The 24,864-nt window shown below is 63.4% G+C and carries 24 protein-coding genes; 13 read left to right on the top strand and 11 right to left on the bottom strand.

Features of this window, described 5'->3' with window-relative positions; genetic code table 11:
- Positions 1-64: 64 nt before the first annotated feature.
- A complete protein-coding gene (locus CXP40_RS18550) occupies positions 65-1,699 on the bottom strand; it encodes a Na+/H+ antiporter (RefSeq protein WP_106734962.1) in 1,635 nt (544 codons plus the stop codon).
- Positions 1,700-1,851: 152 nt separating this feature from the next.
- On the opposite strand from CXP40_RS18550, the gene CXP40_RS18545 reads away from it, so the two are divergent.
- The 5 genes from CXP40_RS18545 to CXP40_RS24010 all read left to right on the top strand — a co-directional run bounded on the left by CXP40_RS18545 (position 1,852) and on the right by CXP40_RS24010 (position 5,535).
- Positions 1,852-2,199, top strand: a complete 348-nt coding sequence (locus CXP40_RS18545) for an ArsC family reductase (protein WP_099523498.1) — start codon at positions 1,852-1,854, stop codon at positions 2,197-2,199.
- Between the two features lie 38 nt (positions 2,200-2,237).
- Positions 2,238-3,272, top strand: a complete 1,035-nt coding sequence (gene dapD / locus CXP40_RS18540; RefSeq protein ID WP_099523500.1) for a 2,3,4,5-tetrahydropyridine-2,6-dicarboxylate N-succinyltransferase — start codon at positions 2,238-2,240, stop codon at positions 3,270-3,272.
- Positions 3,273-3,454: 182 nt separating this feature from the next.
- Positions 3,455-4,660, top strand: coding sequence for an aminotransferase class V-fold PLP-dependent enzyme (locus CXP40_RS18535; protein WP_106734961.1), 1,206 nt, complete (start codon positions 3,455-3,457; stop codon positions 4,658-4,660).
- A 103-nt stretch (positions 4,661-4,763) separates the two neighbouring features.
- On the top strand, positions 4,764-5,174 hold the full coding sequence (locus tag CXP40_RS18530) for a SufE family protein (protein ID WP_106734960.1): 411 nt from the start codon (positions 4,764-4,766) through the stop codon (positions 5,172-5,174).
- 67 nt (positions 5,175-5,241) lie between these two features.
- Positions 5,242-5,535 carry a hypothetical protein gene (locus CXP40_RS24010; protein WP_256579486.1) on the top strand — a complete coding sequence of 98 codons (294 nt, stop codon included), beginning with the start codon at positions 5,242-5,244 and terminating at the stop codon, positions 5,533-5,535.
- A gap of 254 nt (positions 5,536-5,789) precedes the next feature.
- Here CXP40_RS24010 and CXP40_RS18520 read toward each other — a convergent pair whose 3' ends face one another.
- From CXP40_RS18520 to tcdA, 3 genes are all read right to left on the bottom strand, one after another.
- On the bottom strand, positions 5,790-6,251 hold the full coding sequence (locus tag CXP40_RS18520) for a DUF1456 family protein (RefSeq protein WP_106734959.1): 462 nt from the start codon (positions 6,249-6,251) through the stop codon (positions 5,790-5,792).
- Between the two features lie 38 nt (positions 6,252-6,289).
- A complete protein-coding gene (locus CXP40_RS18515) occupies positions 6,290-7,084 on the bottom strand; it encodes an ABC transporter substrate-binding protein (protein WP_106734958.1) in 795 nt (264 codons plus the stop codon).
- A 151-nt stretch (positions 7,085-7,235) separates the two neighbouring features.
- Positions 7,236-8,045: a tRNA cyclic N6-threonylcarbamoyladenosine(37) synthase TcdA gene (gene tcdA, locus CXP40_RS18510; protein WP_106734957.1), complete on the bottom strand. Its 810-nt coding sequence runs from the start codon at positions 8,043-8,045 to the stop codon at positions 7,236-7,238.
- Between the two features lie 199 nt (positions 8,046-8,244).
- Here tcdA and dapE point away from each other — a divergent pair, with 199 nt between their 5' ends.
- The 3 genes from dapE to CXP40_RS18495 are packed head-to-tail and all read left to right on the top strand — an operon-like array spanning position 8,245 to position 10,588.
- Positions 8,245-9,387, top strand: coding sequence for a succinyl-diaminopimelate desuccinylase (gene dapE, locus CXP40_RS18505; RefSeq protein ID WP_106735021.1), 1,143 nt, complete (start codon positions 8,245-8,247; stop codon positions 9,385-9,387).
- On the top strand, positions 9,384-10,211 hold the full coding sequence (locus tag CXP40_RS18500; protein WP_106734956.1) for a putative RNA methyltransferase: 828 nt from the start codon (positions 9,384-9,386) through the stop codon (positions 10,209-10,211). The genes dapE and CXP40_RS18500 overlap by 4 nt, the downstream gene beginning before the upstream one ends.
- 5 nt (positions 10,212-10,216) lie before the next feature.
- The gene (locus tag CXP40_RS18495) at positions 10,217-10,588 is read left to right on the top strand and encodes a hypothetical protein (RefSeq protein ID WP_106734955.1); all 372 of its coding nucleotides are present in this window, start codon (positions 10,217-10,219) and stop codon (positions 10,586-10,588) included.
- A 272-nt stretch (positions 10,589-10,860) separates the two neighbouring features.
- On the opposite strand, the gene CXP40_RS18490 is transcribed toward CXP40_RS18495, so the two are convergent.
- Positions 10,861-11,070, bottom strand: a complete 210-nt coding sequence (locus tag CXP40_RS18490) for a cold-shock protein (RefSeq protein WP_004423973.1) — start codon at positions 11,068-11,070, stop codon at positions 10,861-10,863.
- A 569-nt stretch (positions 11,071-11,639) separates the two neighbouring features.
- Here CXP40_RS18490 and CXP40_RS18485 point away from each other — a divergent pair.
- Both CXP40_RS18485 and CXP40_RS18480 read left to right on the top strand, forming a co-directional pair.
- Positions 11,640-12,032 (top strand): hypothetical protein, encoded by a 393-nt coding sequence (locus CXP40_RS18485; RefSeq protein ID WP_106734954.1) that lies wholly within the window; start codon positions 11,640-11,642, stop codon positions 12,030-12,032.
- A 10-nt stretch (positions 12,033-12,042) separates the two neighbouring features.
- The gene (locus CXP40_RS18480) at positions 12,043-12,459 is read left to right on the top strand and encodes a hypothetical protein (RefSeq protein ID WP_256579485.1); all 417 of its coding nucleotides are present in this window, start codon (positions 12,043-12,045) and stop codon (positions 12,457-12,459) included.
- A 56-nt stretch (positions 12,460-12,515) separates the two neighbouring features.
- On the opposite strand, the gene CXP40_RS18475 is transcribed toward CXP40_RS18480, so the two are convergent.
- On the bottom strand, positions 12,516-14,327 hold the full coding sequence (locus tag CXP40_RS18475) for a sensor domain-containing diguanylate cyclase (RefSeq protein ID WP_218239069.1): 1,812 nt from the start codon (positions 14,325-14,327) through the stop codon (positions 12,516-12,518).
- A 358-nt stretch (positions 14,328-14,685) separates the two neighbouring features.
- Here CXP40_RS18475 and CXP40_RS18470 point away from each other — a divergent pair, with 358 nt between their 5' ends.
- The 3 genes from CXP40_RS18470 (at position 14,686) to CXP40_RS18460 (ending at position 19,547) form a co-directional block, all read left to right on the top strand.
- Positions 14,686-15,528, top strand: coding sequence for an EamA family transporter (locus CXP40_RS18470; protein WP_106734951.1), 843 nt, complete (start codon positions 14,686-14,688; stop codon positions 15,526-15,528).
- A gap of 625 nt (positions 15,529-16,153) precedes the next feature.
- Positions 16,154-18,637 carry a glycerol-3-phosphate 1-O-acyltransferase PlsB gene (gene plsB / locus CXP40_RS18465; RefSeq protein ID WP_106734950.1) on the top strand — a complete coding sequence of 828 codons (2,484 nt, stop codon included), beginning with the start codon at positions 16,154-16,156 and terminating at the stop codon, positions 18,635-18,637.
- Positions 18,638-18,833: 196 nt separating this feature from the next.
- Positions 18,834-19,547: a serine protease gene (locus tag CXP40_RS18460; RefSeq protein ID WP_106734949.1), complete on the top strand. Its 714-nt coding sequence runs from the start codon at positions 18,834-18,836 to the stop codon at positions 19,545-19,547.
- Positions 19,548-19,730: 183 nt separating this feature from the next.
- Here CXP40_RS18460 and CXP40_RS18455 read toward each other — a convergent pair whose 3' ends face one another.
- The 5 genes from CXP40_RS18455 to CXP40_RS18435 form a co-directional block, all read right to left on the bottom strand.
- Positions 19,731-21,338, bottom strand: coding sequence for a malate:quinone oxidoreductase (locus tag CXP40_RS18455; protein WP_106734948.1), 1,608 nt, complete (start codon positions 21,336-21,338; stop codon positions 19,731-19,733).
- Between the two features lie 296 nt (positions 21,339-21,634).
- Positions 21,635-22,318 (bottom strand): LrgB family protein, encoded by a 684-nt coding sequence (locus CXP40_RS18450; RefSeq protein ID WP_106734947.1) that lies wholly within the window; start codon positions 22,316-22,318, stop codon positions 21,635-21,637.
- Positions 22,315-22,668, bottom strand: a complete 354-nt coding sequence (locus tag CXP40_RS18445; RefSeq protein WP_003462101.1) for a CidA/LrgA family protein — start codon at positions 22,666-22,668, stop codon at positions 22,315-22,317. Before CXP40_RS18445 ends, CXP40_RS18450 begins: the two co-directional genes overlap by 4 nt.
- Positions 22,665-23,183 (bottom strand): DUF934 domain-containing protein, encoded by a 519-nt coding sequence (locus CXP40_RS18440; RefSeq protein WP_106734946.1) that lies wholly within the window; start codon positions 23,181-23,183, stop codon positions 22,665-22,667. The genes CXP40_RS18445 and CXP40_RS18440 overlap by 4 nt, the downstream gene beginning before the upstream one ends.
- Positions 23,180-24,847 (bottom strand): nitrite/sulfite reductase, encoded by a 1,668-nt coding sequence (locus CXP40_RS18435; RefSeq protein ID WP_106734945.1) that lies wholly within the window; start codon positions 24,845-24,847, stop codon positions 23,180-23,182. The genes CXP40_RS18440 and CXP40_RS18435 overlap by 4 nt, the downstream gene beginning before the upstream one ends.
- Positions 24,848-24,864 lie beyond the last annotated feature (17 nt).

Genomic DNA, 24,864 nt, shown 5'->3' with positions numbered 1-24,864 from the left:
TGCAATCCGGGGATAGCCCGCCCAAGGCCTCCCGGATTGCATCCGGGCTACGCCTATCTGTGACTCAACTCTTGTGCAGGCGCGCCTCGGCGATATCCAGATCGCGCAGGATCTCGGTCAGCATATCGTCATCCAGTTCATTGTCCTTGCGCATGCGATACAGCTCCAGCCGTTGGGTACGCAGCGCCTGCAGGCGCAAGCGATACTCCAGACGATCCACCTCACGCTGCTGCTCGCGTGCTTCGTCGCCATCATGGGCGCGCTCCAGCAGATCACGGTATTCGCTCATCAGCCGCGCCTTCACCTCCACCGAGGTGATCGCGCCCTCGGCATCGGCCGCGCGCTCATCTTCGGACTCCAGGTAGCGAATCGCCGACTCCAGCATCAGCGCACGGTGACGATTGAGCTCACGCTCGCGCAGGGCGGCGTTGTCCTGCGGGAGTCGCGGCAGGAGGCGCGGCAAGGCCACGCTGGCCACCAGCAGCGACAGCAGGATCACCCCGGCAGCGATCAGAATCAGCAGATCGCGCTGCGGAAACGCCTGCCCGTTGTTGAGCAGCAACGGCAGCGACATCACCCCCGCCAGCGTCACCGCACCGCGTACCCCGCCTAACGTCAGCACCGCACTCAGGGCGACCCGCGATTGCCCGGCAAAACGCGTCGGCTCTCCACGCAGGCGACGTACCGCACCGGACACCCGCCAGTAGCTGTAGACCCAGACGAAGCGCAGCAGCATGAGCACCGCATAGATCGCCAGCACCATGCCGGCCGCTTCCAGGGCGAACGACCAGGACGCTGCGTGCTCGCCCAATGCCGCATTGAGGATGTCGGGTAACTGCAAGCCCAGCAGCAGGAAGATCAAGCCGTTGAAGGTGAACTCCAGCAAGGCCCAGACACTGCGATTGAGCATGCGCGTGGACGTTTGCCGCGGCAGCAGATCGAGACGGCTCTGCATCATCCCTGCCGCGACTGCCGACAGAATGCCGGACAACCCCAGGTGCTCGGCCGCCACATAAGCGGCGAACGGCAGCAGCAGAAGCAGCAACACGTGCGGCGCCGGATCTTCCCAGCCGCGGGCGATCATCCAGGCGCGCAGACGCCCCAACAGGTAACTGAGCGCGACACCGATGGCCAGGCCGCCAAAGGCCACCAGCACGAACTGCAGGCTGGCATCGGTGATCGAGAACACGCCGGTGAGGGTCGCAGCCACCGCGAACTTGAACGCCACCAGGCCAGAGGCATCGTTCATCAGCGCTTCGCCCTGCAGCAGGTTGTTCAAGGTGCTCGGCAAACGGCCGTGGGTGATCGCCGCCACAGCCACCGCATCGGTCGGAGACAGCACGGCTGCCAGGGCGAAGCAGGCAGCCAGCGGCACCTGCGGCAACAGCCAGTGGATGAAGTGGCCTGCGCCGAGGATGGTGAAGAACACCAGTGCGAAGGCCAGTAGCAGGATCGGTGTGCGCAACTGGCGAAACTGCCCCTTGGGCATGCGCCAGCCATCGACGAACAGCAACGGCGGGATGAACAACAGCAGAAACAACTCGGGATCGAGCCGCACATGCAGCCCCAGCACGGGAATCGCCAACAGCGCGCCGATCAGGATCTGCAGCAGCGGCAATGGCAGGGGTATGAACTGGGCGGTAATGCGGGTGCCACTGACCACCAGCAACATGGTCAGAATGGTGTAGAGCAATTGCATGGCGTGGAACCGGCGCGAACGAGCGGGAGGCCGTGATTCTAGCGCCGTAACACATCGCAGCGACAGCCACCGCCATGCAGGGACACGACGTGGCATAATGGCCCGCCGTATATACCGGACCTTCCGGCACGCCACTCATCAGAGGAAGATCAATGAGTTACGTCCTGTATGGCATCAAGGCCTGCGACACGATGAAAAAGGCCAGAACCTGGCTCGATGAACACCAGGTCGACTATGCCTTTCACGACTACAAGAGCGTCGGAATCGACCGTGCAAACCTGGAAAAGTGGTGCAACGAGCATGGCTGGCAGACCATCCTGAACCGTGCCGGCACCACCTTCCGCAAGCTGGACGACGCGCAGAAAGCCGATCTCGACCAGGCCAAGGCCATCGAACTGATGCTGGCCCAGCCATCGATGATCAAGCGCCCGGTACTCGACCTGGGCGACAAGACCCTGGTCGGCTTCAAGCCGGATAACTACCAAGCCGCGCTGGCCTGATCACTCTCACCCGATTTCGTTGCAAGGAACCCATCTTAATGAGCACCTCCCTTTACAGCATCGCCTTTGGTGTTGGCACCCAGAACCGTCAGGGCAACTGGCTGGAAGTCTTCTACGCCCTGCCGCTGCTCAACCCGGCCAGCGAGCTGGTGGCCAAGGCCGCCGAGAAGCTCGGCTATCAAGGCGGCAACCAGGCCATCACCTTTACCACTGCGCAAGCCGCCGATCTGGCCGAAGCCCTGAAAGGCGTGGACGCTGCTCAAGCGGCGCTGCTGACCCGCCTGGCCGAAAGCCACAACCCGCTGGTCGCCACCTTCCTGGCTGAAGATGCCGCACTGACCAGCACCCCGGAGGCCTACCTCAAGCTGCACCTGCTGTCGCATCGTCTGGTCAAGCCGCACGGCCTCAGCCTGGCCGGCATCTTCCCGCTGCTGCCCAACGTGGCCTGGACCAGCCAGGGCGCTGTCGACCTGAACGAACTGGCCGAGCGCCAACTGGAAGCGCGCCTGAAGGGCGAGCTGCTGGAAGTGTTCTCGGTGGACAAGTTCCCGAAAATGACCGACTACGTGGTACCGGCCGGCGTGCGTATCGCCGACAGCGCCCGTGTGCGCCTGGGCGCCTATATCGGCGAAGGCACCACCGTGATGCACGAAGGCTTCGTCAACTTCAACGGCGGCACCGAAGGCCCGGGCATGATCGAAGGCCGCGTTTCCGCTGGCGTATTCGTCGGCAAGGGTTCGGACCTGGGCGGCGGCTGCTCGACCATGGGCACCCTGTCCGGTGGCGGCAACATCATCATCAGCGTCGGCGAAGGCTGCCTGATCGGTGCCAACGCGGGTATCGGCATTCCGCTGGGTGACCGCAACACCGTGGAAGCTGGCCTGTACATCACTGCCGGTACCAAGGTGAACCTGCTCGACGAAGGCAACGCCCTGGTCAAGGTGGTCAAGGCGCGCGACCTGGCTGGTCAGCCGGACCTGCTGTTCCGTCGCAACTCACTGACCGGCGCCGTGGAGTGCAAAACCCACAAGTCGGCCATCGAGCTGAACGAAGCCCTGCACGCCCACAACTGAAAAGCTGGTTTAACGCTGCTGCGCTAGCCCATACTGCGTTGCAATAAGGCTCGGATCGGTCATCAGACCAGTAAAGTCGCCCGCGACTCCGACCGTTCCTCGCCTTATCGCGCCTTGTCTGGCCGTCGCTCGCTACACGTTAAACCCAACTTTTAACCGCCGGATGATCTCTGGAAGCATCCATGTCACTGATCTCCCCCTGGCGTGCCGACTTCCCCGGCATTCTCGCCCTCGCAGCCGAAGGCCAGACCTACCTGGACAGCGCCGCCACTGCGCAAAAACCGCAGGCGGTGCTGGACGCTTTGCTCGGCTACCTGGCCAGCGGCGTGGCCAACGTGCATCGCGCCCAGCATCTGCCAGGCGAGCGCGCCACCCGTGCCTTTGAGGCGACACGCAGCCAGGCGGCGCAGTGGCTGAATGCGGCCAGCGCCGAGGAGATCATCTTTACCCGCGGCACTACCGAATCATTGAACCTGCTGGCCTACGGCCTGGAGCACTTGCTGCAGCCGGGCGAGCAGATCGTCATCAGCGCACTGGAACACCACGCCAACCTGCTGCCCTGGCAGCAACTGGCCAAGCGTCGCGGCCTGGAACTGGTGGTCCTTCCGCTCGATGACGCCGGCAGCATCGACCTTCAACAAGCGGCCAGGCTGATCGGCCCGCGCACCCGCCTACTGGCAGTCTCGCAACTGTCCAACGTACTGGGTCGCTGGCAGCCGCTGGACGAGCTGCTGGCACTGGCGCGCACGCAAGGCGCCCTCACTGTGGTCGACGGCGCTCAGGGCGCGGTGCATGGTCGTCATGACCTGCAAGCGCTGGGCTGCGACTTCTACGTCTGTTCGTCACATAAGCTCTACGGCCCGGATGGCGTCGGCCTGCTATATGGCCGCCGCGAAGCGTTGGGCCAATTGCAGCACTGGCAATTCGGCGGCGAGATGGTGCTCGATGCCGACTACCATGAGGCGCGCTTTCGCCCAGCTCCACTGGGTTTCGAGGCTGGCACACCAGCGGTTTCTGCGGTCATCGCGCTGGGCGCTGCACTGGACTGGCTGAACGGCCAGGATCACGCAGCCGTGGCACGTCATGAGGCGACCCTGCATGCCGAACTGCTGGCCGGCCTGCAGGCGCGTGACGGTGTTCGCCTGCTGGGCCAACCCCAATTGGCCCTGGCCAGCTTTTGTGTCGACGGCGTGCATAACGCCGACCTGGCGCACCTGCTCAGCGAACAGGGTATCGCTGTGCGCGCCGGGCATCACTGCGCCATGCCACTGATGAAAGGTCTCGGCTTGAGTGGTGCGATTCGCGTATCGCTCGGCCTGTACAACGACGGCGAGGACCTGCAGCGCTTCTTCAGCGCCCTGGATAACGCCCTGGAGCTGTTGCGATGAAATGCCGCCAATTGCTCGTTGCAGGAGTGGCTTCAGCCGCGAATATCGGTACCCGGACCATCGCGGCTGAAGCCGCTCCTACATGCTACGGGAGTCTCTCGCCATGAGCCTGCCAGTCGCCGCTCAGGAAGCACTGGCAGCTTTTACCGCCTGCCCCGGCTGGGAGCAGCGCGCGCGCCTGCTGATGCAATGGGGTGAGCGCCTGGCGCCATTGAGCGACGCCGAGCGGGTCGACGAGCACCGTGTGCATGGCTGCGAGAGCCTGGTCTGGCTGATCGCCGAGCGCAGCGGTGAACATCTGCACTTTCGCGCCAATAGCGACGCCCGTCTGCTACGCGGCCTGCTTGCCGTATTGCTGGCGCGGGTCGATGGCCTTAGCGGTAACAAACTGGCGGCGCTCGACCTGGTCGACTGGTTTGAACAATTGGGCCTGCAACGGCAGCTCTCGCCGTCACGCAGCAATGGGCTCAATGCGGTGCTGCAGCGTATGCGAGAACTGGCGCAAGAAAGCTAGAAGCTGGTTCGGTCTCGCCCGGCATCGATGATGTATGCTCGCGGCCCTCGAACTCATGGAGCGAGTCATGCCTATTTTTATCCGCGTAGGGCTAGCCGCCCTGCTCAGCATCGCCGTGGTTTACTTCGGCCCCCAGTTTCTTGGAGCAATGCTGGCATTTCTGCCGGACGCCGTTTACGAGGTGCTGCCAATGCACCCCTTCATCTTGATCCTGGTTTTGTCCGGTCTGCTTGCCGGGATTTGCCTGGCGCTGATGGCTCCGAATCGGCGTCTCGTCACCAGCGGCTTGGTCGCATTCGGCTTGATCGCCCTAGGCAGCATCAGTTTCTATAGCAATCTATGCAGCCCAGAAGAAACGTAGCGCATCCATGATGACTGGGCCGCCATCCCGCAGTACAACCTGGGACAACCCCTGGATCAGCAACCGTTGCAATTCGGTGCGCTCACCAGCGTCAGCTACGACTGCATATTGCCTGAGACTGGCAGGGACAGCGTAGGCGCCATCACTGGGGATCTGTTGACCAGCTTTCTGGGGGTAGCCTTGGGCATATTGCTGATCCCGCGCCGCCGGCAGCGCTCAACCGCCGAAATCATCTAGGCATTGTGCAGCGAGGCTCAGCCCCGCTCACGCAAGGTCAAACCCCGCAGGAAATTGCGCAGAATCTGGTCGCCGCACTCGCGAAAATGCTTGTGCCCCGGTGCCCGGAACAATGCGCTGAGCTCGGTCTTGGTCATCGGCAGGTCAGCCGCTTGCAGAATGGACTGAATATCATCGTCACGCAGCTCGAATGCCACGCGCAGCTTCTTCAGGATCAGGTTGTTGGTCAGGCGCTTTTCCATCGGCAAGCGCGGCCGGCTGTCGTCCTTGCCACGCTTGTGGAACACCAGCCCTTCGAGCACGTGCGCCAGCAGCACATCGTTGCACGAGCGATAGCCTGGCTCGTCCTCGTGCAACAGACAGGCCGAGATCAAACCCGGCTCGACGGGATAATCCGCCAACCGGCAGAGTTCTTCCAGCTTGGCGTCGCTGACGTCTAACAGATAGCGCAGGCTGCGCAGTACATCGTTATTGAGCATGCAAAAGACTCTTGAGAACGGAATTCGGCGAGTGCCGTTCAATCTCGCGCCAGCGGAGTTGACTGGCTGGGTTTCCAGTCATCGGCATCGCCGGAGTTGAGTGCCTGCTGCAGTCGCTGCAGATCACCACGGTTGGCGAACTCACGCAGCCCGGCATTGAACTTGCGCAACAGCATGACACTTTCCGGATCGTCCTTGCGAAACAACAGGCGCAGAGGCTCTGTATTGAGCTGACGCGGATGGTGAATGATGTTACCGCCGTCTTTTCGAAACAGCCGGCGCAACATGGCGTAACCCACCGCACGATCCTGCGGGTGCAAGTCGATGCGCCCCAGTTCAAGCAGACGGAAGCTGGTGTCTTCCTTGCCATTTTGCTCGACGTTGAGCCGACCGGCCTGCAACGCTGCATCGAACGCCGGGCCGTAGGAGTAACCCAGAGTCGTGCCAATACGGTAGCTCAGTAAATCCTCGACCGTGGTCCAGTCGAACGCCTGCTCGCGACGATGGAACAGGACGATCTCTCCGCGCACCAGCGTGTCGCTACAAATCCCATAGTTGAGCCGGCTGGGCGTACAACTGTAGGGCATGATCGCGTGCAACTGCCCCTGCTGCAGCATCAGCACATTGCGGTCCCAGGGACGAAAGACGTACTCGACCTGATAGCCCGCCTCAGCAAAGACAGCGCTGATCAGACGCGCCAGAGCACCACCGTCACTACGCTCCTGATCGACGTAAGGCGCCCAGTCGCCGGTACCGATAAACAACTTCTTGGGTTCAGCCTGAACCGGTCCCATCGCCACCCACAACAAAGGCAACGCCAGGGAGGCGAACATCCGTGCCCAGCGTCTTTTCAGAGAGACGCTACAAAACAGGTACGACACAAATCACCTCTGATACGAATCATCTACGACGCCTCCCTGTCAGTTACGGCAACCTCTCCCATCTCGCCCCAGCATAGCCAAACGAAGCATGGCCGGGGATTTTTCAAGCCTTGGGCAGACGCTCCGCCGGGCGGCGTGCGCCAGCCACCAGCTTGTCCACCAGCTTGGCCGCTGCAGCCATACCGAAGCTGGCGGTGACCATCATCACGGCACCGAAGCCGCCGGCGCAGTCGAGGCGCACGCCTTCTCCGACGAAGCCCTTGGCCTGGCAGACCGTGCCGTCCGGCTTGGGATAGCGCAGCTGCTCGGTGGAAAACACGCAGGGCACGCTATAGGTGCGTCCCGGTGTACGAGAGAAACCGTAATCGCGACGCAGCAGGCTGCGCACCTTGGCCGCCAGCGGATCGTTGAAGGTCTTGTTCAGGTCGGTGACCTGAATTTGCGTCGGATCGACCTGCCCGCCCGCCCCACCGGTGGTAACGATCTGAATCTTGCGCCGCTTGCACCAGGCGATCAGCGCCGCCTTGGCCGGCACGCTGTCGATGCAATCGATGACCCCGTCGAGCTGCTCGGTGATGTACTCGGCCATGGTTTCGCGGGTGACGAAATCCGCCACCGCATGCACCACGCAGGCCGGGTTGATAGCGCGGATGCGCGCGGCCATCTCATCGACCTTGGCCTTGCCTATCGCACCTTCGACGGCATGCACCTGGCGATTGGTGTTGGTAATGCAGACGTCGTCCAGGTCGAACAGGGAGATCTCGCCCACGCCCGAGCGCGCCAGCGCCTCGGCCGCCCAGGAGCCGACACCGCCGATGCCGACTACCGCCACATGCGCGGCCGCCAGGCGTTGATAGCCTTCCTGGCCGTAGAGCCGGGCTATGCCGCCAAATCGCTGATCCTCAGTACCCATTACACCCCCTTCAGGAAGGCGCGCATTATAGAGATAGCACCCTGCCCACCCAAGCCCGCCATGCAGGTCAGCCGTCGGCCAGTCGCAGCAGGCCGCTTTTATGGCGAAGATGCCGTACGGCGCGCCTTATCACCTGATCGGTAACGACTTTTGCTTTAAGATGGCCAGCCTTCACGCTAGCTGTCGTACCGGAGCCATCATGACCGCCCCCCTCACCCCGACCCTGGACCTCGCCTTCGACCTGATCCGCCGCCCGTCCGTGACCCCGGTCGACGAAGGCTGCCAGGAGCTGATGATGCGCCGCCTGGCCGCCTGTGGCTTCGAGGTCGAGCACATGCGTATCGAAGAGGTGGAGAATTTCTGGGCCAAGCGCGGTGGTGACGGCCCGGTGCTATGCTTCGCCGGCCACACCGATGTGGTGCCCACCGGCCCGCTGGACGCCTGGCAGTACCAGCCGTTCGATGTGCGCGTGGATGAAGACGGCATGCTCTGCGGCCGTGGCGCAGCGGACATGAAAGGCAGCCTGGCGAGCATGATCATCGCCGTTGAGCGCTTCGTCGCCGACTACCCAGAGCACAAGGGCGCGATCAGCTTTCTGATCACCAGCGACGAAGAAGGCCCGGCGCAGCACGGCACCAAGGCGGTGGTCGAGCGCCTGCGCGAGCGCAACGAGCGCCTGGACTGGTGCATCGTCGGTGAGCCGTCGAGCACCACCCTGCTCGGTGACGTGGTCAAGAACGGCCGTCGTGGCTCGCTTGGCTGCACCCTCACCGTGTACGGCAAGCAGGGCCACGTGGCCTACCCGCACCTGGCGAAGAACCCGATTCACCTGGCCACCCCGGCGCTGGCCGAACTGGCCGCCGAGCACTGGGATCACGGCAACGACTACTTCCCGCCGACCAGCTTCCAGGTGTCCAACCTCAATTCCGGCACCGGTGCAACCAACGTCATCCCCGGCGAGCTGAAGGCGGTGTTCAACTTCCGATTCTCCACCGAATCTACCGTCGAAGGTCTGCAGCAACGCGTCACCGCCATCCTCGACAAGCATGGCCTGGACTACCACCTGGAGTGGGCCCTGTCCGGCCTGCCCTTCCTTACCCAGCCGGGCGACCTGCTGGACGCCGTGGCCGCCAGCATCAAGGCCGTCACCGGCCGCGACACCACCCCATCGACCTCTGGCGGCACCTCCGACGGGCGCTTCATCGCCACCCTCGGCACCCAGGTGGTCGAGCTCGGCCCGGTCAACGCCACCATCCACCAGATCAACGAGCGTGTACTGGCCAGCGATCTGGACCTGCTCACCGAGGTTTACTACCAGACCATGGTGAAGTTGCTGGCATGAGCCTGATCTGCCCCATCTGCCAAGCGCTGCTGATGCCCAGCGGCAACGGCCTGGCTTGCGAAAACCGGCACAGCTTCGACCGCGCGCGCCAGGGGTACTACAACCTGCTGCCGGTACAACACAAGAACAGTCGCGACCCCGGCGACAATGCCGCCATGGTCGAGGCTCGCCGGCGTTTTCTCGACGCAGGCCACTACGCGCCGCTGGCTGCTCGCCTGGCCGCACTGGCTGCCGACTACAAGCCGGTGCGCTGGCTGGATATCGGTTGTGGCGAGGGTTACTACACGGAACAGATCGCCCGTGGCCTGCCCGCCGCCGACGGTTATGCCCTGGACATCTCTCGTGAGGCGGTCAAACGCGCGTGCAAACGTGCTCCGCAGTTGAACTGGCTGGTGGCGAGCATGGCCCGCGTGCCCTTGGCCGATGCCAGTTGCAGCCTGCTCGCCAGCGTCTTCAGCCCACTCGACTGGAACGAGGCCAAACGCCTGCTCGCCCCCGGTGGCGGCCTGCTGCGCATGGGCCCGACCCGTGGCCACCTGATGGAGCTGCGGCAGAAGCTGTACGACGAGGTGCGCGACTACGACGACGAGAAGCACCTGGCGCTGATTCCGCCCGGCATGCACTTCGCCCACAGCGAGACCCTCGAATTCCCGCTGCATCTGGCCGAAGCACAGGCTCGCGCCGACCTGCTGGCCATGACCCCGCACGGCTGGCGCGCCAGTGCCGAACGTCGCGAGGCGGTGATCGCCGAGCCCTTCGATGTCACCGTTTCAATCCGCTACGATTGGATCACCAAAACCCAGAGCCCACGCTCTCAGGACTGAAAGCCATGCGCCAACCTGATATCGAGATCTACCTGAAAGACGCCGAACGTGACGCCGTGGCGCAATGGCTGGGTGAAGCCCTTGGCCCTTGCAGCGACTGGCAGCAGAAAGGCCAGACCTTCAAGTGCAAGGCCGGGGAAGTGCCGGTGACCTGGCTGCCGAAAGCCGTGGGCAAATGGCACAGCCTGTATCTGGAAAGCGACGCCACGCCCTGGGCCGACGACCTGGCCTGCGCCCGCGCCGCCCATGCCGCGCTCGGCGTGCAAGTGCGCTGCGCACCGGGCACCTGGGTAGAAGATGAAAGCGATGAGGAAGCTGATCGCTGGATCAAGGTCGACGCCGATGGTGAAACCGAGATCGTCTGGCGTACTGAATAAAAGCGGCCGCTTGGCGCAGCAGTAAATCTGTAGGAGCGGCGCCCCGCCGCGAATCAGGACGACAAGCTTCGCCCCGGGGCGGGGCTCCTACGCAAGGCTGCGTGGGGTCATTATCTTCGCCAGTAGCCGGATGTAATCCGGGGAAAACCAGTCCATTTCCCCGGATTACATCCGGGCTACAGGTCTGCGCCACCCCATGCGTTCAGGTTCAACGAACGCCATAAACAACAAGGCCCGTCATCGACGGGCCTTGTTGTATGTCGAGCAGGAGCTCAGACTGCGGAGACGTCTTCCGCTTGCAGGCCTTTCTGGCCCTGGGTCACACCGAACTCGACCTTCTGGCCTTCGACCAGAGTGCGGTGGCCGTCGCCACGAATAGCGCGGTAGTGAACGAACACGTCCGGGCCGCTTTCGCGCTGAATGAACCCGTAACCCTTGGAATCATTGAACCATTTGACGGTTCCCGTCTCACGATCTGCCATTACCAACTTCTCCAAACTCGCTATGTTTTTATTGTCCCGAAGGCGCTTTGACGGCTCGGTAAAAACGGTCCTCTCAGCGTTCGCCACCCCCGGCAATCGAGCATGGAGCAGGTCAAGCGATTCGCGTTCTTGCTGCAGCCGAAGGCCGAGTATAAAGCATGAATTGTGGCTGAAAAGCACTTTTTAAAAACCGCCAAGAACCCAGAAGATATGCAGGTTACAGCTTGTTTTATGAGCTTTTAACTAACAGATCGCGCAACTTCTTGACCAGCCATTGCACCTGAATCAGGCGCGAGACGACCCGCTATCCGAGTACCAGCCAATGCTGCTCACCCTGCTCGCTCATCGAGCGTCTGTTAACCCAAACCAATAGACTCAATGGCTGCACCGGCCCCAGCCTGAACCAGCAGCTCGAGCGCACAGCGTTGTGACCTCTTGAGGATATGGTTGCCTGGATGAAATGGCGCACAGGTTGCTGGGGCAACATGAATCTCCAGCCTGGCTGCGTCCAACGTCTTCGCTTTGACGCTATGCTCCACCCGCTCGTATCAACAAGGACGTAAACATCGATGGACTTCATTGCACGCAATTTCAGATGGCTGATGCTGCTATCTGGCGTTCTCACAGCGACCATGTTCTACGGTCTGTTCGCTCCACAGGAGGCGCTGCAGTCGATGTTTGGCGCATCCTTCGACGGGCAGTTGCAATCCTTGGTCGTTCGCAGTTGGTCGGCGCTGATCGGGTTGATGGGCGTACTGCTGATCTATGGTGGGCTGAGCCCGAAGCATCGGGCTCTCTGCGCCGTCATTGCCGCGTTGAGCAAGGCCATCTTCGTGTCGCTGTTGCTGATCCATGGCCAGGACTACCTGAGCAAGGCCGCGCCCGCCGTCGCCCTGGATCTGCTGGTGATCGCCTTTACCCTGCTGTACCTGCTGACCTTGCCAAAGCGGCATAGCGTCTGAGGCGAACCTCATGCGAATGATCAGGCATATCCTTTGGCTGGACTGCATGGCCGCAGCAGTCGCGGGGGTTCTCGTGTTGTCGTTCGCCGCCTGGTTGAGCGAGTGGTATGCCCTGCCCCGCGAGCTGCTGAGCTTCATCGGTGCGGTCAATATCGCCTATTCCTGCTTTTCCTTTTCGCTGGCGATTCGTGTGCGGCGCTCCGAAGCGCTGATCAAACTGCTGGCAGTGGCCAACGGATTCTGGGCGTTGGTATGCCTTGGCATCGCTGCGACCTTTGCCCCGGTCATGACGCTACCGGGGTTTTGCCATGTGCTCGGCGAGGCTGCGTTCGTCGCAGGCTTGGGCATACTGGAGTGGAAATGGCGCAGGCAGCTGCTGGTGGCTGGCGAACAGGGCGTTTCGACTCAGCCTATCGCGGACCAGTAGCCGTCCAAGGTACTCAGGCGAAGATCCGTAGATGGCTGCTCAAGCCATCATCAACCCTATCCGTCAGCGCTGTGAAAGCGATTCTTGCCCGCGTGCTTGGCCGCATACATGGCCTGGTCCGCACGTTTGAGCAGGTCTTGGCCGCTTTCACCGTGCAGCGGAAACAGAGCGGCGCCGACACTAGCCGATATCCGCACCACGCTACCATCCAGGTCGAATGGACGTGCCAGAACATCCAGCACCTTGAGCGCCACCGTCTCGCAATCCTGACTGCCGTGCAGATTGGCCAGGACGATGCCGAACTCATCACCGCCGAAGCGTGCGACCGTGTCCGTGCTGCGCACACATCCTTCCAGACGCCTGGCGGCCATCTGCAGCAGGCTATCGCCGGCCGTATGACCGTGGCGGTCGTTGATTTCCTTGAATCCATCCAGGTCGATATAGAGCACGGCGCACAGCTGCTGCTGGTCGCGCACGGACTCCAGCGCCTGGTCAAGGCGCTGGTGGAACCTGACGCGGTTGGCCAACCCGGTGAGGGCGTCATGCTCGGCGTCATGACAAAGGCGCGCTTCCAGGTGCTTGCGCTCGGTGATGTCCTGCGTGACCAGCACCAGGAACTCCGGGTGACCATGGCGATTGCGGACGACGCTTGAGGCCTCGCATACCCAGATCAGCGAGCCATCCTCACGCCGATAGGTTTTCTCGATTTCCGGGGAAAGCGCACGTGCCTCGCTGAGCAGTTGCTCGCTCAGAAAGCTGCGGGCTGCGGCAGCTACTTCAGCGTCGCTCAGGTCGAAAATGTTGGCGCCTTGCAGCGCCTCGGCCGGGCGCCCCAGCATGCGTGCGAACTTCTCGTTGACCCGCAGTATCCGACCCTCGGGGCTGATGTGGGCGATACCCATGGCCGCCTGGTGAAAGGTGGCGCGAAACAGCGCTTCGCTGCCTTGCAGGGCATCGGTGGCTGCGCGTTGGCGAACCAGCATCAGCGCCAGCAGGCCAACGAACAGCATGACCACCAGGGTGACGCCGACTGCGGCCATCAGGTAGGTAGAGCGCCGCTGCAAGGTCGTCGCCATCTCCTCGTCGTAGGCGGTGGCCACGGTAATCATCAGGGGATAACCGCTCATGGTGCGGTAGCTGACGATACGGGCGACGCCATCGAGCCCCTCGCCACTGTCGTGGAAATCATCGGCGTCATGCAGCTTTTGCCGCTGGAACCAGGCCAGCGACTCGGCACCCAGGCCAAATTCGCTGCGTGCGCCGATCTTGCGCGCACGTATCACGCCGTCGAGGCCAGCGAGCTCCAAAAGCCCCTGCGGGCCCAGATCGACCTGCTGGAAGAAACGCGTGACGTCCTCTGGACGCACGGCCATCACCACGACGCCGGCGAAGCTGCCGTCATCGCGCTCGATACGTAGCGACATGGGAATCAGCCAACGCCCGGAAACCCGCCCGAGTACCGGCTGATTGATGAACAGATGATCGATACGAGCATCGCGCTGCGCCGTGAAGAACTCGCGGTCGGCGTAGTTGACCGGGCCGGTGTTCTGGCTGCTGCTGACGATATCGCCCTGCTCGTCCACCACGCTGACGATGGTGAACATCTCCTCGCGGATCACGCCCTCCTCGACCCAGCGGCGCAGGTCGATGGCCTTACCCTGCCGGCGGTACTGCTCGCGCACGAAAGCCGCCACCTGCTCGGCCGCCTTCAGCGCGCGGAACACCTGCTGCTCGAAAGCGATGGCCAGGCTGGAGTTGGCTGCCATTTCCGCAGCCAGCGCCTGCTCACGTTCGAAGGCGATGCGTTGCAGGGTGATCAGCCAGACAATGGCAACGAACACGCTCGCCAGAACGATCAGCAGGTTCAAGGGTGTTGCGATTCGAGGGCGTCGAGCGACGGCATCATGCGCGTCAATCGGCGTGCTGGGCGGGGTCATCGCCTTGTTCTCCAAGCCTTTCACGGGCGGGCTGTTTTCTAGCTGTTGGGGCCAGGGTCTGTTGCCCTTGGGTTCAGCGTCGCGGGGCGTGATCCATCGCCTTGCGTTGAATCATAGGCATTGTTGCGCCACTGTGCTGCCATCATGCGGTAATGGGTTTTGCCCGAAAATCGAGCTTGCGGCAGACTGACGACCGACGCTGCACCTCAGCCACATCACTTCGAGCCGAGCGGCATCCGCACTGCTCCTGCTCAATTTCTTCGACAACCGCCTGCCTTCGAGGCCTGCCTTGGAAACCACGGTCTTTCTCGCCGTCATCGCCGCCGCTGCCCTGCATGCCGGCTGGAACGCTCTGCTCAAGATTGGTCTGGATCGCTTCCTCACCGCCACGCTGATTCAGATCGGTGCCGGCCTGGTGGCGCTCTGCGCCCTGCCGCTGGTGGCGCTGCCACAAGCCTCGGCCTGGCCGTGGATCGCGCTGTCGGCGTTGCTGCATATTGGCTACAACTTCTTCCTCGCCCGCGCCTACCAGTACGGCGACCTGGGCCAGGTCTACCCGATTGCGCGGGGCAGCTCACCGCTGATGGTCGCCCAGCTGTCGCTGCTGCTGTTGCATGACGGGCTCGGTGCCCTGCAGTTGCTGGGGTTGCTGGTTCTGGTGCTAGGCATCTGGCTGATGGCGCTGCGCGGCGGCCATCACAAGGCGCCACAGGGGGCGATGCTGGGCTGTGCGTTGATGACGGCAGTGTTCATCGCCGGCTACACCCTCAGCGATGCCATGGGCGCGCGCAACAATGGCGATGCGCTGGGTTATTCGCTGTGGCTGTTCACCGTCAACGGTGTGGTGATGGCTGCGGTATTGGCCATCAGCCGAGGGCCGCGCGCCTTCCTGCAGCTGGGCCCGCACTGGCGTGGCGGGCTGGCTGGCGGGGCGATGTCGATGGCAGCCTACACCATCGTCATCTGGGCCATGACCCAGGCGCCGGTGGCATTGGTTTCGGCCTTGCGCGAGACCAGCGTGGTATTCGCCGTGCTACTGGGGGTGGTGTTGCTGAAGGAGAGGTTGCGACCGATTCGCCTGGTGGCGTGCGCGGTGATCGCGGCTGGCGTGGTAGTGATGAAGTTGGCGTGAGGCCCGCGGCTGATCGCGCCGGCCACCAGACCACAACTCCTGTTGGACTGAAGCGGTATGCCCCCGGCCAAAGCTGCTGAATTGCGAGATCACAACTTGGTGGGCTGAAGCCCACCCTACTACGCTGAAGCGGATCGCCGCCCGGCCTACCCTACGACCCTGCAGCAACATCGCAGCGACGTGGTCGGCTGACTCGGCCCCCACTACAGGAACACCTGTAGGAGCGAGCTCTGCTCGCGAACCCCCAAGCGCAAGAGCTTCGCGAGCAGAGCTCGCTCCTACCCGGTACACCAACGCAACCAGCGTCAGGAGGCGTGCCGCAGCATCGGGTCGAGCTGACTCGGTATTCCAATCGGGAACCCGGGACCCGCTTTGCAGTTCTGTTGATCAACGGGTGCTGAGTCATCGACCGTTTTTTCGTCATACGCTGCCTGCATGCTGGCCGGGCTGACTGCCTGGACGCACGAGTTTTTTGTGTCCTGCCATCCATGGCGGCCACCTCAAGGGCCGTCGCGGAGCGACGTCAAAAACTTCTCCCGGAAGTTTTTTGCCGGCCAGGCGGGCTTGCGGCACACTAGCGCCCTTCCCGAGCCACCGCTCGTTTTGCCATACAAGCAGAGTCCGTATGACCCGTTCCCCCTTCCGCCGCCTCGTCTTCGGATCGTTGCGCCGCCTGCTGTACCTCTGGGTACGCTCGGAAACCATCAACCAGTCCGCCTTCACCCTCAAGCTCGACCGCAGCAAGCCGGTGTTCTACGTGCTGCAGCAGCCCTCGGTTAGCGACCTGGCAGTGGTCGACCGCGAGTGCACCAAGGCCGGCCTGCCGCGCCCGGTGTTGCCGGTAGCGGTCGGGGAACATATCGAGCCCGCCGCCTTCTTCTACCTGACGCCGGAGCCGGACTGGTTCGGCCGCCAGGACAAGCGCGGCATCTCGCCAACCCTCGATCGCGTGGTCACCGCCCTCAGCCAGCATGCCGTGGACGACGCGCAGATCGTCCCGGTCAGCGTGTTCTGGGGGCAGTCGCCGGACCGCGAAACCAGCCCCTGGAAACTGCTGTTCGCCGACAGTTGGGCAGTCACCGGGCGCCTGCGCCGACTGGTCAGCATCCTGATTCTCGGGCGCAAGACCCGTGTGCAGTTCTCCACGCCGATTCACCTGCGCGAACTGGTCGAGCAGGACAAGGGCAAGGAGCGCACCCTGCGCATGGTGCACCGCATCCTGCGTGTGCACTTCCGCAACCAGAAGGCAGCGGTGATCGGCCCGGACGTGTCGCACCGACGCAATCTGGTCAAGGGGCTGGTGCATGACCCGATGGTGCGCCAGGCGATTGCCGAGGAAGCCGAGCGTGAGAAGATCAGCCTGGAAAAGGCCGAAGCCCAGGCGCTGCGCTACGGCAACGAGATCGCCTCGGACTACACCTACACGGTGATCCGCTTCCTCGAACTGGTGCTGAGCTGGTTCTGGAACAAGATCTACGACGGTATCAAGGTGCACAACGTCGAAGGCGTGCGCGACATCGCCCAGGGCCACGAGGTGATCTACGTACCCTGCCACCGCAGCCACATCGACTACCTGCTGCTGTCCTACCTGCTGTTCCGCAATGGCCTGACGCCGCCGCATATCGCCGCCGGCATCAACCTCAACATGCCGGTGATCGGCGGTCTGCTGCGCCGGGGCGGCGCCTTCTTCATGCGCCGCACCTTCAAGGGCAACCCGCTGTATACGGCGGTGTTCAACGAATACCTGCACACCCTGTTCAGCAAGGGCTTCCCGGTTGAGTACTTCGTCGAGGGCGGCCGTTCGCGCACCGGGCGCATGCTGCGACCGAAGACCGGCATGCTGGCCATCACCCTGCGCAGCTTCCTGCGCAGCAACCGCCTGCCCATCGTCTTCGTGCCGGTGTACATCGGCTACGAGCGCGTGCTGGAAGGCCGCACCTACTTGGGCGAGCTGCGCGGCGCGAGCAAGAAGAAGGAATCGATCTTCGACCTGTTCAAGGTGCTCGGCGCGCTCAAGCAGCGCTTCGGCCAGGTCTCGGTGAACTTCGGCGAGCCGATCAAGCTGGCCGAATTCCTCGACCAGCAGCAGCCGGGTTGGCGTGAACAGGAGCTGGGCCCGCAGTACCGCCCGGCCTGGCTCAACGACACCACCAATCGCCTCGGTGAGCGCGTGGCGCGCCACCTCAACGAGGCGGCATCGATCAACCCGGTCAACCTGGTAGCCCTGGCACTGCTGTCCACCAGCAAGCTGGCCCTGGACGACCGCGCCCTGGCGCGCGTACTCGACCTGTATCTGGCGCTGCTGCGCGCGGTGCCCTACTCGCCGCATACCACCCTGCCGGAAGGCGACGGCGCGGCGCTGATCGAGCACGTCAAGGGCATGGACCTGCTGGCCGAACAGAAGGATGCGCTGGGCAAGATTCTCTATCTGGACGAGCAGAACGCCGTCCTGATGACCTACTACCGCAACAACGTGCTGCATATCTTCGCCCTGCCGGCGCTGCTGGCCAGCTTCTTCCAGAGCAGCGCGCGGATCAGCCGCGAGCAGATCCTGCGCTATGCCGGCGCGCTGTATCCGTATCTGCAATCCGAGCTGTTCATCCGCTGGGAACAGAGCGAACTGGAAGGCGTGATCGACCAGTGGCTGGCGGCGTTCGTCGAACAGGGCCTGCTCAAGGTCGAGGGCGACGTGTACGTGCGCCCGGCGCCCAGCTCACGCCAGTTCGTGCTGCTGACGCTGCTTTCGCGCTCGGTGGCGCAGACTCTGCAGCGCTTCTACATGGCCATCGCCCTGTTGCTCAACGCCGGGCAGAACGCGATCAGCGCCGAGGAGCTGGAGGATCTGTGCACGGTCATGGCCCAGCGCCTGTCGATCCTGCATGGCCTGAACGCACCGGAGTTCTTCGACAAGAGCCTGTTCCGCCACTTTATCCAGAGCCTGCTGGATCAGGGCGTACTGCGCCAGGACGAAGCCGGCAAGCTCAGCCATCACCCGCTGCTCAGCGAGCTTGCCGAAGGCGCCGCCAAGCGCGTTCTGCCAGCGGAGATTCGCCTGTCGATCCGCCAGGTGGCACTGGACCGCAACGAAGATGAACCGGCCGCGCCGTGATGTGTGCAGGGTGCGCTGTGCGCACCTTCGAATCACCTTAGTCACCGGTGCGCACAGCGCACCCTACCGCCCCGCTACTGCCTCGGATGGATGTCACGTGTTACATCCACCATGGCGCCGGCTCGAGATCACCAGACGAACCTGTCACGGGTTTGGCAGTCAGTGATAGACCACATACTGGCAGGAGGCCCTGGCCATGATCGACTCCCTGATGTTGAGCGCTGCACGCATCACCACCCTGGCCGCGGGGCAGATACTGACCAACGCCAGTGGTTTCTTCTTCCGCCGGGAGCAACGGCTGTTTCTCGTCACCAGCCGCCATGTCGTCCTCGACGAGCCCAATGGCCACCAGCCGGACAGTCTGCAGATCGAACTGCATACCGACGCGAACAACCTGGCCAGCACCGTCAGCTTCTCCATTCCGCTGTATGACGGCGAGCAGCAGCTGTGGCGACAAGGCATGGATGGCGCAGGCGAGATCGATGTGGCGGTGATCGAGCTGGATCAGGCCGCTCTTCCCAACGGCGGCGCCTACCAGGCCTTCACCCCGCAGCACCTGCTACAAGCCGACGAACATGTAGAAATTGGCTCGACGCTGCTGGTGGTCGGCTTCCCGCTGGGATTTCAGGACACCCTGCACCGCATGCCGGTGGCGCGTCACGCCGGGTTGGCCTCCTCTTTCGGTCTGCGCTTTCAAGGGTTGGGTTACTTTCTCACCGACGGCCGCACCCATCGCGGCATCAGTGGCGCGCCCGTAGTCAAGCGCGCCAGCGTCGATGGCGACCTGCCCTGGCATCTGCTCGGCATCCACTCGACCCGCCTGCTCGGCAATCGCGACGAGGATCAGGACGAGGCGCTGGGTCTGAACTGCACCTGGTATGCCGATATTCTGATGACGCTGACGGAGTGATCAGCCTGCCCATCGCCCGGACGTAAACTGAGCAATCACCCTGCTAAAACCCCTCCCACAGCCACGGCGGGATCTGCGGGAGGGGCTTCAGCCGCGAAAGATTCAGCTCACGAATATCAGCGACCCAAGAAAAACCCGCCCTGCGCATCACGCAGGGCGGGTTCTTTTACAGCGGTTAAAGCCTTACAGCGTCACGGGCGTCGGCTCGGGCTCGGCGGCCATTTCCACGTCAGGCGCCACTTCGATGTGTTGCAGCTCGAGACGCTCGCTGCTCCACTGACGAATACGGTTGGTCAGTGCCAGGTCGTCGTTCAGCTTCTGCCCGTACGACGGGATGATCTCCTTCAGGCGCGCTTGCCACTCAGGAGTGGCGACCTTGTCAGCGAAGGCCTTCTCGATCAGGTGCAGCATGATCGGCGCGGCAGTGGAGGCACCCGGCGAGGCGCCCAGCAGCGCGCTGATGCTGCCGTCGGCAGAGGTCACCACTTCGGTGCCGAACTGCAGCACGCCGCCCTTCTCGGCATCCTTCTTGATGATCTGCACGCGCTGGCCAGCATTGATCAGCTCCCAATCGGCGTCCTGCGCCTCCGGGAAGTACTCGCGCAGCGAGGCCATGCGGTCTTCCTGGCTGAGCATCAGTTGGCCCATCAGGTAGGTGCTCAGCGACCAGTTGTCCATGCCGGCGTTGACCATCGGCATGAAGTTGTCAGTGGTCATGCTGCTGAACATGTCGAGCAGCGAGCCGTTCTTCAGGTACTTGGTGGAGAAGGTGGCGAACGGGCCGAACAGCAGCACGTTCTCGCCGTCGATCACGCGAGTGTCCAGGTGCGGCACGGACATGGGCGGCGAGCCGACCGACGCCTTGCCGTAGACCTTGGCCAGGTGCTGGGCAACCACGTCCTGGTTACGCGTCATCAGGAACTGGCCACCAACCGGGAAGCCGGCGTAGCCCTTGGCTTCTTCGATGCCGGATTTCTGCAGCAGCTTGAGCGCACCACCACCGGCGCCGATGAACACGAAGCGTGCATTGATGCTCTGCTCGGCGCCGCCCTTGGCCAGGTCGGCCACGGTCACGCGCCAGGTGCCGTCATCGTTGCGCTGCAGGTCGCGAACTTCGTGTTCCAGGTGCAGGCTGGCCTGCTCCTTGCCAATCAGCGAGTCGATCAACTGACGGGTGATCTCGCCGAAGTTGACGTCGGTACCGATGGCCATGCGGGTGGCGGCAACCTTCTGCTGCGGATCACGACCTTGCATGATCAGCGGCACCCACTGAGCGATCTGCGCGTGGTCCTCGGTGAACTCCATGCCGCGGAACAGGTTGCTGTGCTGCAGGGCGGCGTGGCGCTTGCGCAGGTACTCGACGTTGTCGTCGCCCCAGACGAAGCTCATGTGCGGAGTGATGTTGATGAAGCTCTTGGGCTTGCTCAGCACGTCGCGCTCGATCTGTGTGGCCCAGAACTGCTTGGAGATCTCGAACGATTCGTTGATCGCGATGGCCTTGCTGATATCGATGCCACCGTCGGCGGTTTCCGGGGTGTAGTTCAGCTCGCAGAAAGCCGAGTGGCCGGTGCCGGCGTTGTTCCAGCCATTTGAGCTTTCAGCGGCTACCTTGTCGAGGCGCTCGTAGATTTCGATGCTCCAGTCCGGCTGCAGCTCGTGGAGGTAGGTGCCGAGGGTGGCGCTCATCACGCCAGCGCCGATCAGCAGCACGTCGACGGTTTTCTCGGGCTCGCGGGGCTTGGAGCAACCGATCACGCTGAGACAAAGCAGCGTCAGCAGGATTTTTTTCATGGGACAGTCCTATTCGTCGCACGACGGCAAGGGCCGTGCAGGCAAGGTTTCGGGCAGCGGCCGTTTGGGCCGCACATGAGCGATAGCCGCAGATCTGCGACAGGGCAAAAGGAAGGGGGTTCCAGGCCTCTTGGCGGGCGTGTTCCGATCGCGTCGCGTGCTAGAGCAATATGCGTGCCGCTGAATGGATTCAGCAGGCCGAATGCGGCTTTCTGCCACACAGCAGGCTCGGTGCTGGCGAGAACTCGCCAGCACCACGTAAAGAGCCCCTTGGAAATGGCGGAATCCCGCCCGATTCAGGCCAGCAGCAGAGGCAGCAGCAAGGCAGTGCCGATACCCAGCAGGCTCATCGCCAGGGCGGCGAAGGCGCCGCACTCCTCCCCTTCCTGCAAGGCATGGGCGGTGCCGATGGCATGGGCGTTGATGCCGTAGCTCAGGCCACGCGCCGCCGGGTGATCGACGCCCGCCCAACGTAGCAGCAGCGGCCCCATGGCCGTGCCAATCACACCGGTGAGCATGACCATCACCGCCGCCAGCGACGCCACGCCGCCGATCTGCTCGGCCACCGGCATGGCAATCGGCATGGTCGCGAATTTCGGCGCCAGGCTCATCACCACGCTCCAGTCGGCGCCCAGCGCCCAGCCGATGGCCAGGGTCAACGCCACCGACAGCACACCGCCGGCCGTAAGGGTGATCAGCACCGGCCAGAACAACTGGCGGATGCGCTTGATGTTATGTTGCAGCGGCACCGCCAGGGCCACGGTGGCCGGCCCCAGCAGCCAGGCAACGGGCTCGGCGCCAGCGCGGTAGGTGGCATAGTCCACCCCGCACAGCAGCAAGGTGGTTACGATCAGCGTCACCGACACCAGAACCGGCTGCAGCAGCAGCCAGCCGCTGCGGCGATAGAGCCAGGCGGCGATCAGAAAGGCGGCCAGCGTCAGTGCGATGGCGAATAGCGGGTGATGAGTCAACAGGGTCATCCCTTGCGCTCCTGACGGCGGATCAGCGTCTGCAGCAACCAGCCACAGAACGGCACGGTCACCAGCAACGACAGCACCAGCGCGGTGACAATCACCGGTAGCTCACCGAGCAGCAGATCGCTGCTGGTCATGATCCCAGAGGCCGGTACGGCCAGCAGCAGCGGCAGATACGGCAGTAAACCACCGGCGGCCTGCTGCAGCGGCTCGGGCACGGCCCCGCGCCACATCAGCCAGACCGAGAGCAGCAGCAGGCCGATGATCGAGGCCGGCAGCATCGGCAACAGCCAGTGATTGAGCGCCACGCCGAACAATTGCAGCAATACCAGCCAGAACAGGCCACGCACCATCATGATCTCGACTCCTCCTTATGGCGCCCCCGACGAAACAGCGGACGCGGCTCGATAACCGAGCGACCATACAACACACTGAGCCCTTGCAGGCCCTTGAGTGCATCTTCCAGCGATTTGTCGGCGCGCACGGCGAAGGCATCGAAGCCGCACTGGCGCATGTGCGCCAGTTGGTCGCGCAGCACATCGCCCACCGCGCGCAACTCGCCGCGCCAGCCCAGTCGGGTACGTAGCAGGTAGGCCTGGCTGTAGCCACGGCCATCGCGAAAACTGGGGAAGTCGATGGCGATCAACGGCAGACTGGTGAGAAACGGCTGCAGCGCCTCCGGCTCGTCATCCACCTGCAGCAGCAAGCCATCGGCGCTCACCGCCCTACCCTCCAGCACCTCCACAGACTGCCGCTCACGCCAGGCCGCCAGCGGCAGGATCAATGGCGCGTCAGCCTCAGCGTCGAGTTGCCAGGGATCATCGTCGACGATGCAAGCCTGGCCCTCGACCAGGCGAATCAGGTTATTCATGCCACCTCCTCGCGGCTGTACACGCTCGCCTTGAAAGGCTCCAGGCCGATGCGCTGGAAGGTGTCGAGAAAGCCTTCGTTGACCTGCCGCTGATCGACGTAGGTACGCACGATGCGCTCGATCACCTCGGGCACCTGTTCGGCAGCGAACGACGGGCCGATCACCTTGCCCAGCGCCGCCTGCTGGCCCTGGCTGCCGCCGAGGGTGAGCTGGTACCACTCGCTGCCGTTCTTGTCGACGCCGAGGATGCCGATGTTGCCGATATGGTGATGGCCGCAGGCGTTCATGCAGCCGGAGATGTTCAGGCTCAGCTCGCCCAGATCATGCAGGTAGTCGAGATCGTCGAAACGCTGCTGGATGGCCTGGGCAATGGGGATCGACTTGGCGTTGGCCAGCGAGCAGAAATCACCACCGGGGCAGGCGATGATGTCGGTGAGCAACCCGGCGTTGGCCGTGCCCAGCCCGGCTGCTTCGGCCTCCCGCCATAGCGCGTAGAGGTCGGCCTTGCGTACATCGGGCAGCACCAGATTCTGTTCGTGGGCGACGCGAATCTCGCCGAAGCCGTAGCGCTCGCTCCAGTCGGCCACGGCCTCCATCTGCTCGGCCGTGACGTCGCCGGGCGGAGCGCTGATGCCGGGCTTGGTCGACAGCACCACGCTGAGGTAACCGGGCACCTGGTGTGCCATGACATTGCGCGAAACCCAACGGGCGAAGGCCTCGTCGCGCGCCAGGTGGGTGCCGAAGTCGAGGTCGAGGGCGTCCTGCGGCACGTAGTCCGGCTTGTGGAAGGAGGCCGCGACGCGCTGGTACTCGTCCTCGGTCAGTTGCGCCGGGCCGTCCTTGATCGGCTGCCACTCGCGCTCCACCTCATTAGCGAAGGCCTCGATGCCAAGGGCCTTGACCAGGATCTTGATCCGCGCCTTGTACTTGTTGTCGCGTCGGCCGTGGCGGTTGTACACGCGCAGGATGGCCTCGACGTAGGACAGACAGTCCTGCCAGTGCAGACCCTCGCGCAGGGTCTGGGCGATGATCGGCGTACGCCCAAGGCCGCCGCCGACCAGCACACGCAGACGCAGCTCGTTGGCCTGGTCGCGATACAGCTGCAGGCCGATGTCATGCACCTGAACGGCTGCGCGGTCCTGCTCAGCCGCGCACAGGGCGATCTTGAACTTGCGCGGCAAGAACAGGAATTCCGGATTGACCGTCGACCACTGACGAAGGATCTCGGCCAGTGGGCGTGGGTCGAGGTACTCGTCGGCAGCGACGCCGGCGAAAGCCTCGGTAGTGACGTTGCGCACGCAGTTGCCGGAAGTCTGGATGGCATGCATGTCGTGATCGGCCAGCCAGTCGAGGATGTCCGGCACACGCTCCAGCTCGATCCAGTTGAACTGAATGTTCTGCCGCGTGGTGAAGTGGCCGTAACCGCGGTCGTACTCGCGGGCGATATACGCCAACGCACGCATCTGCTTGGCCGACAGGGTGCCGTAAGGGATGGCCACGCGCAGCATGTAGGCATGCTTTTGCAGGTACAGGCCGTTCTGCAGGCGCAGCGGCAGAAACTCCTCCTCGCTCAGTTCATCGGCCAGGCGCCGCTGTACCTGGTCGCGGAACTGGGCGACGCGTTCGCGCACCAGCGCGCGGTCATAATCGTCGTATTGGTACATGCAGGCAGGCCTCCTGA

The sequence above is a fragment of the Pseudomonas sp. YY-1 genome (assembly GCF_002843095.1).
In the GTDB taxonomy this organism is placed as follows: domain Bacteria; phylum Pseudomonadota; class Gammaproteobacteria; order Pseudomonadales; family Pseudomonadaceae; genus Aquipseudomonas; species Aquipseudomonas sediminis_A.
This window is presented reverse-complemented; position numbering and strand designations above follow the sequence as displayed.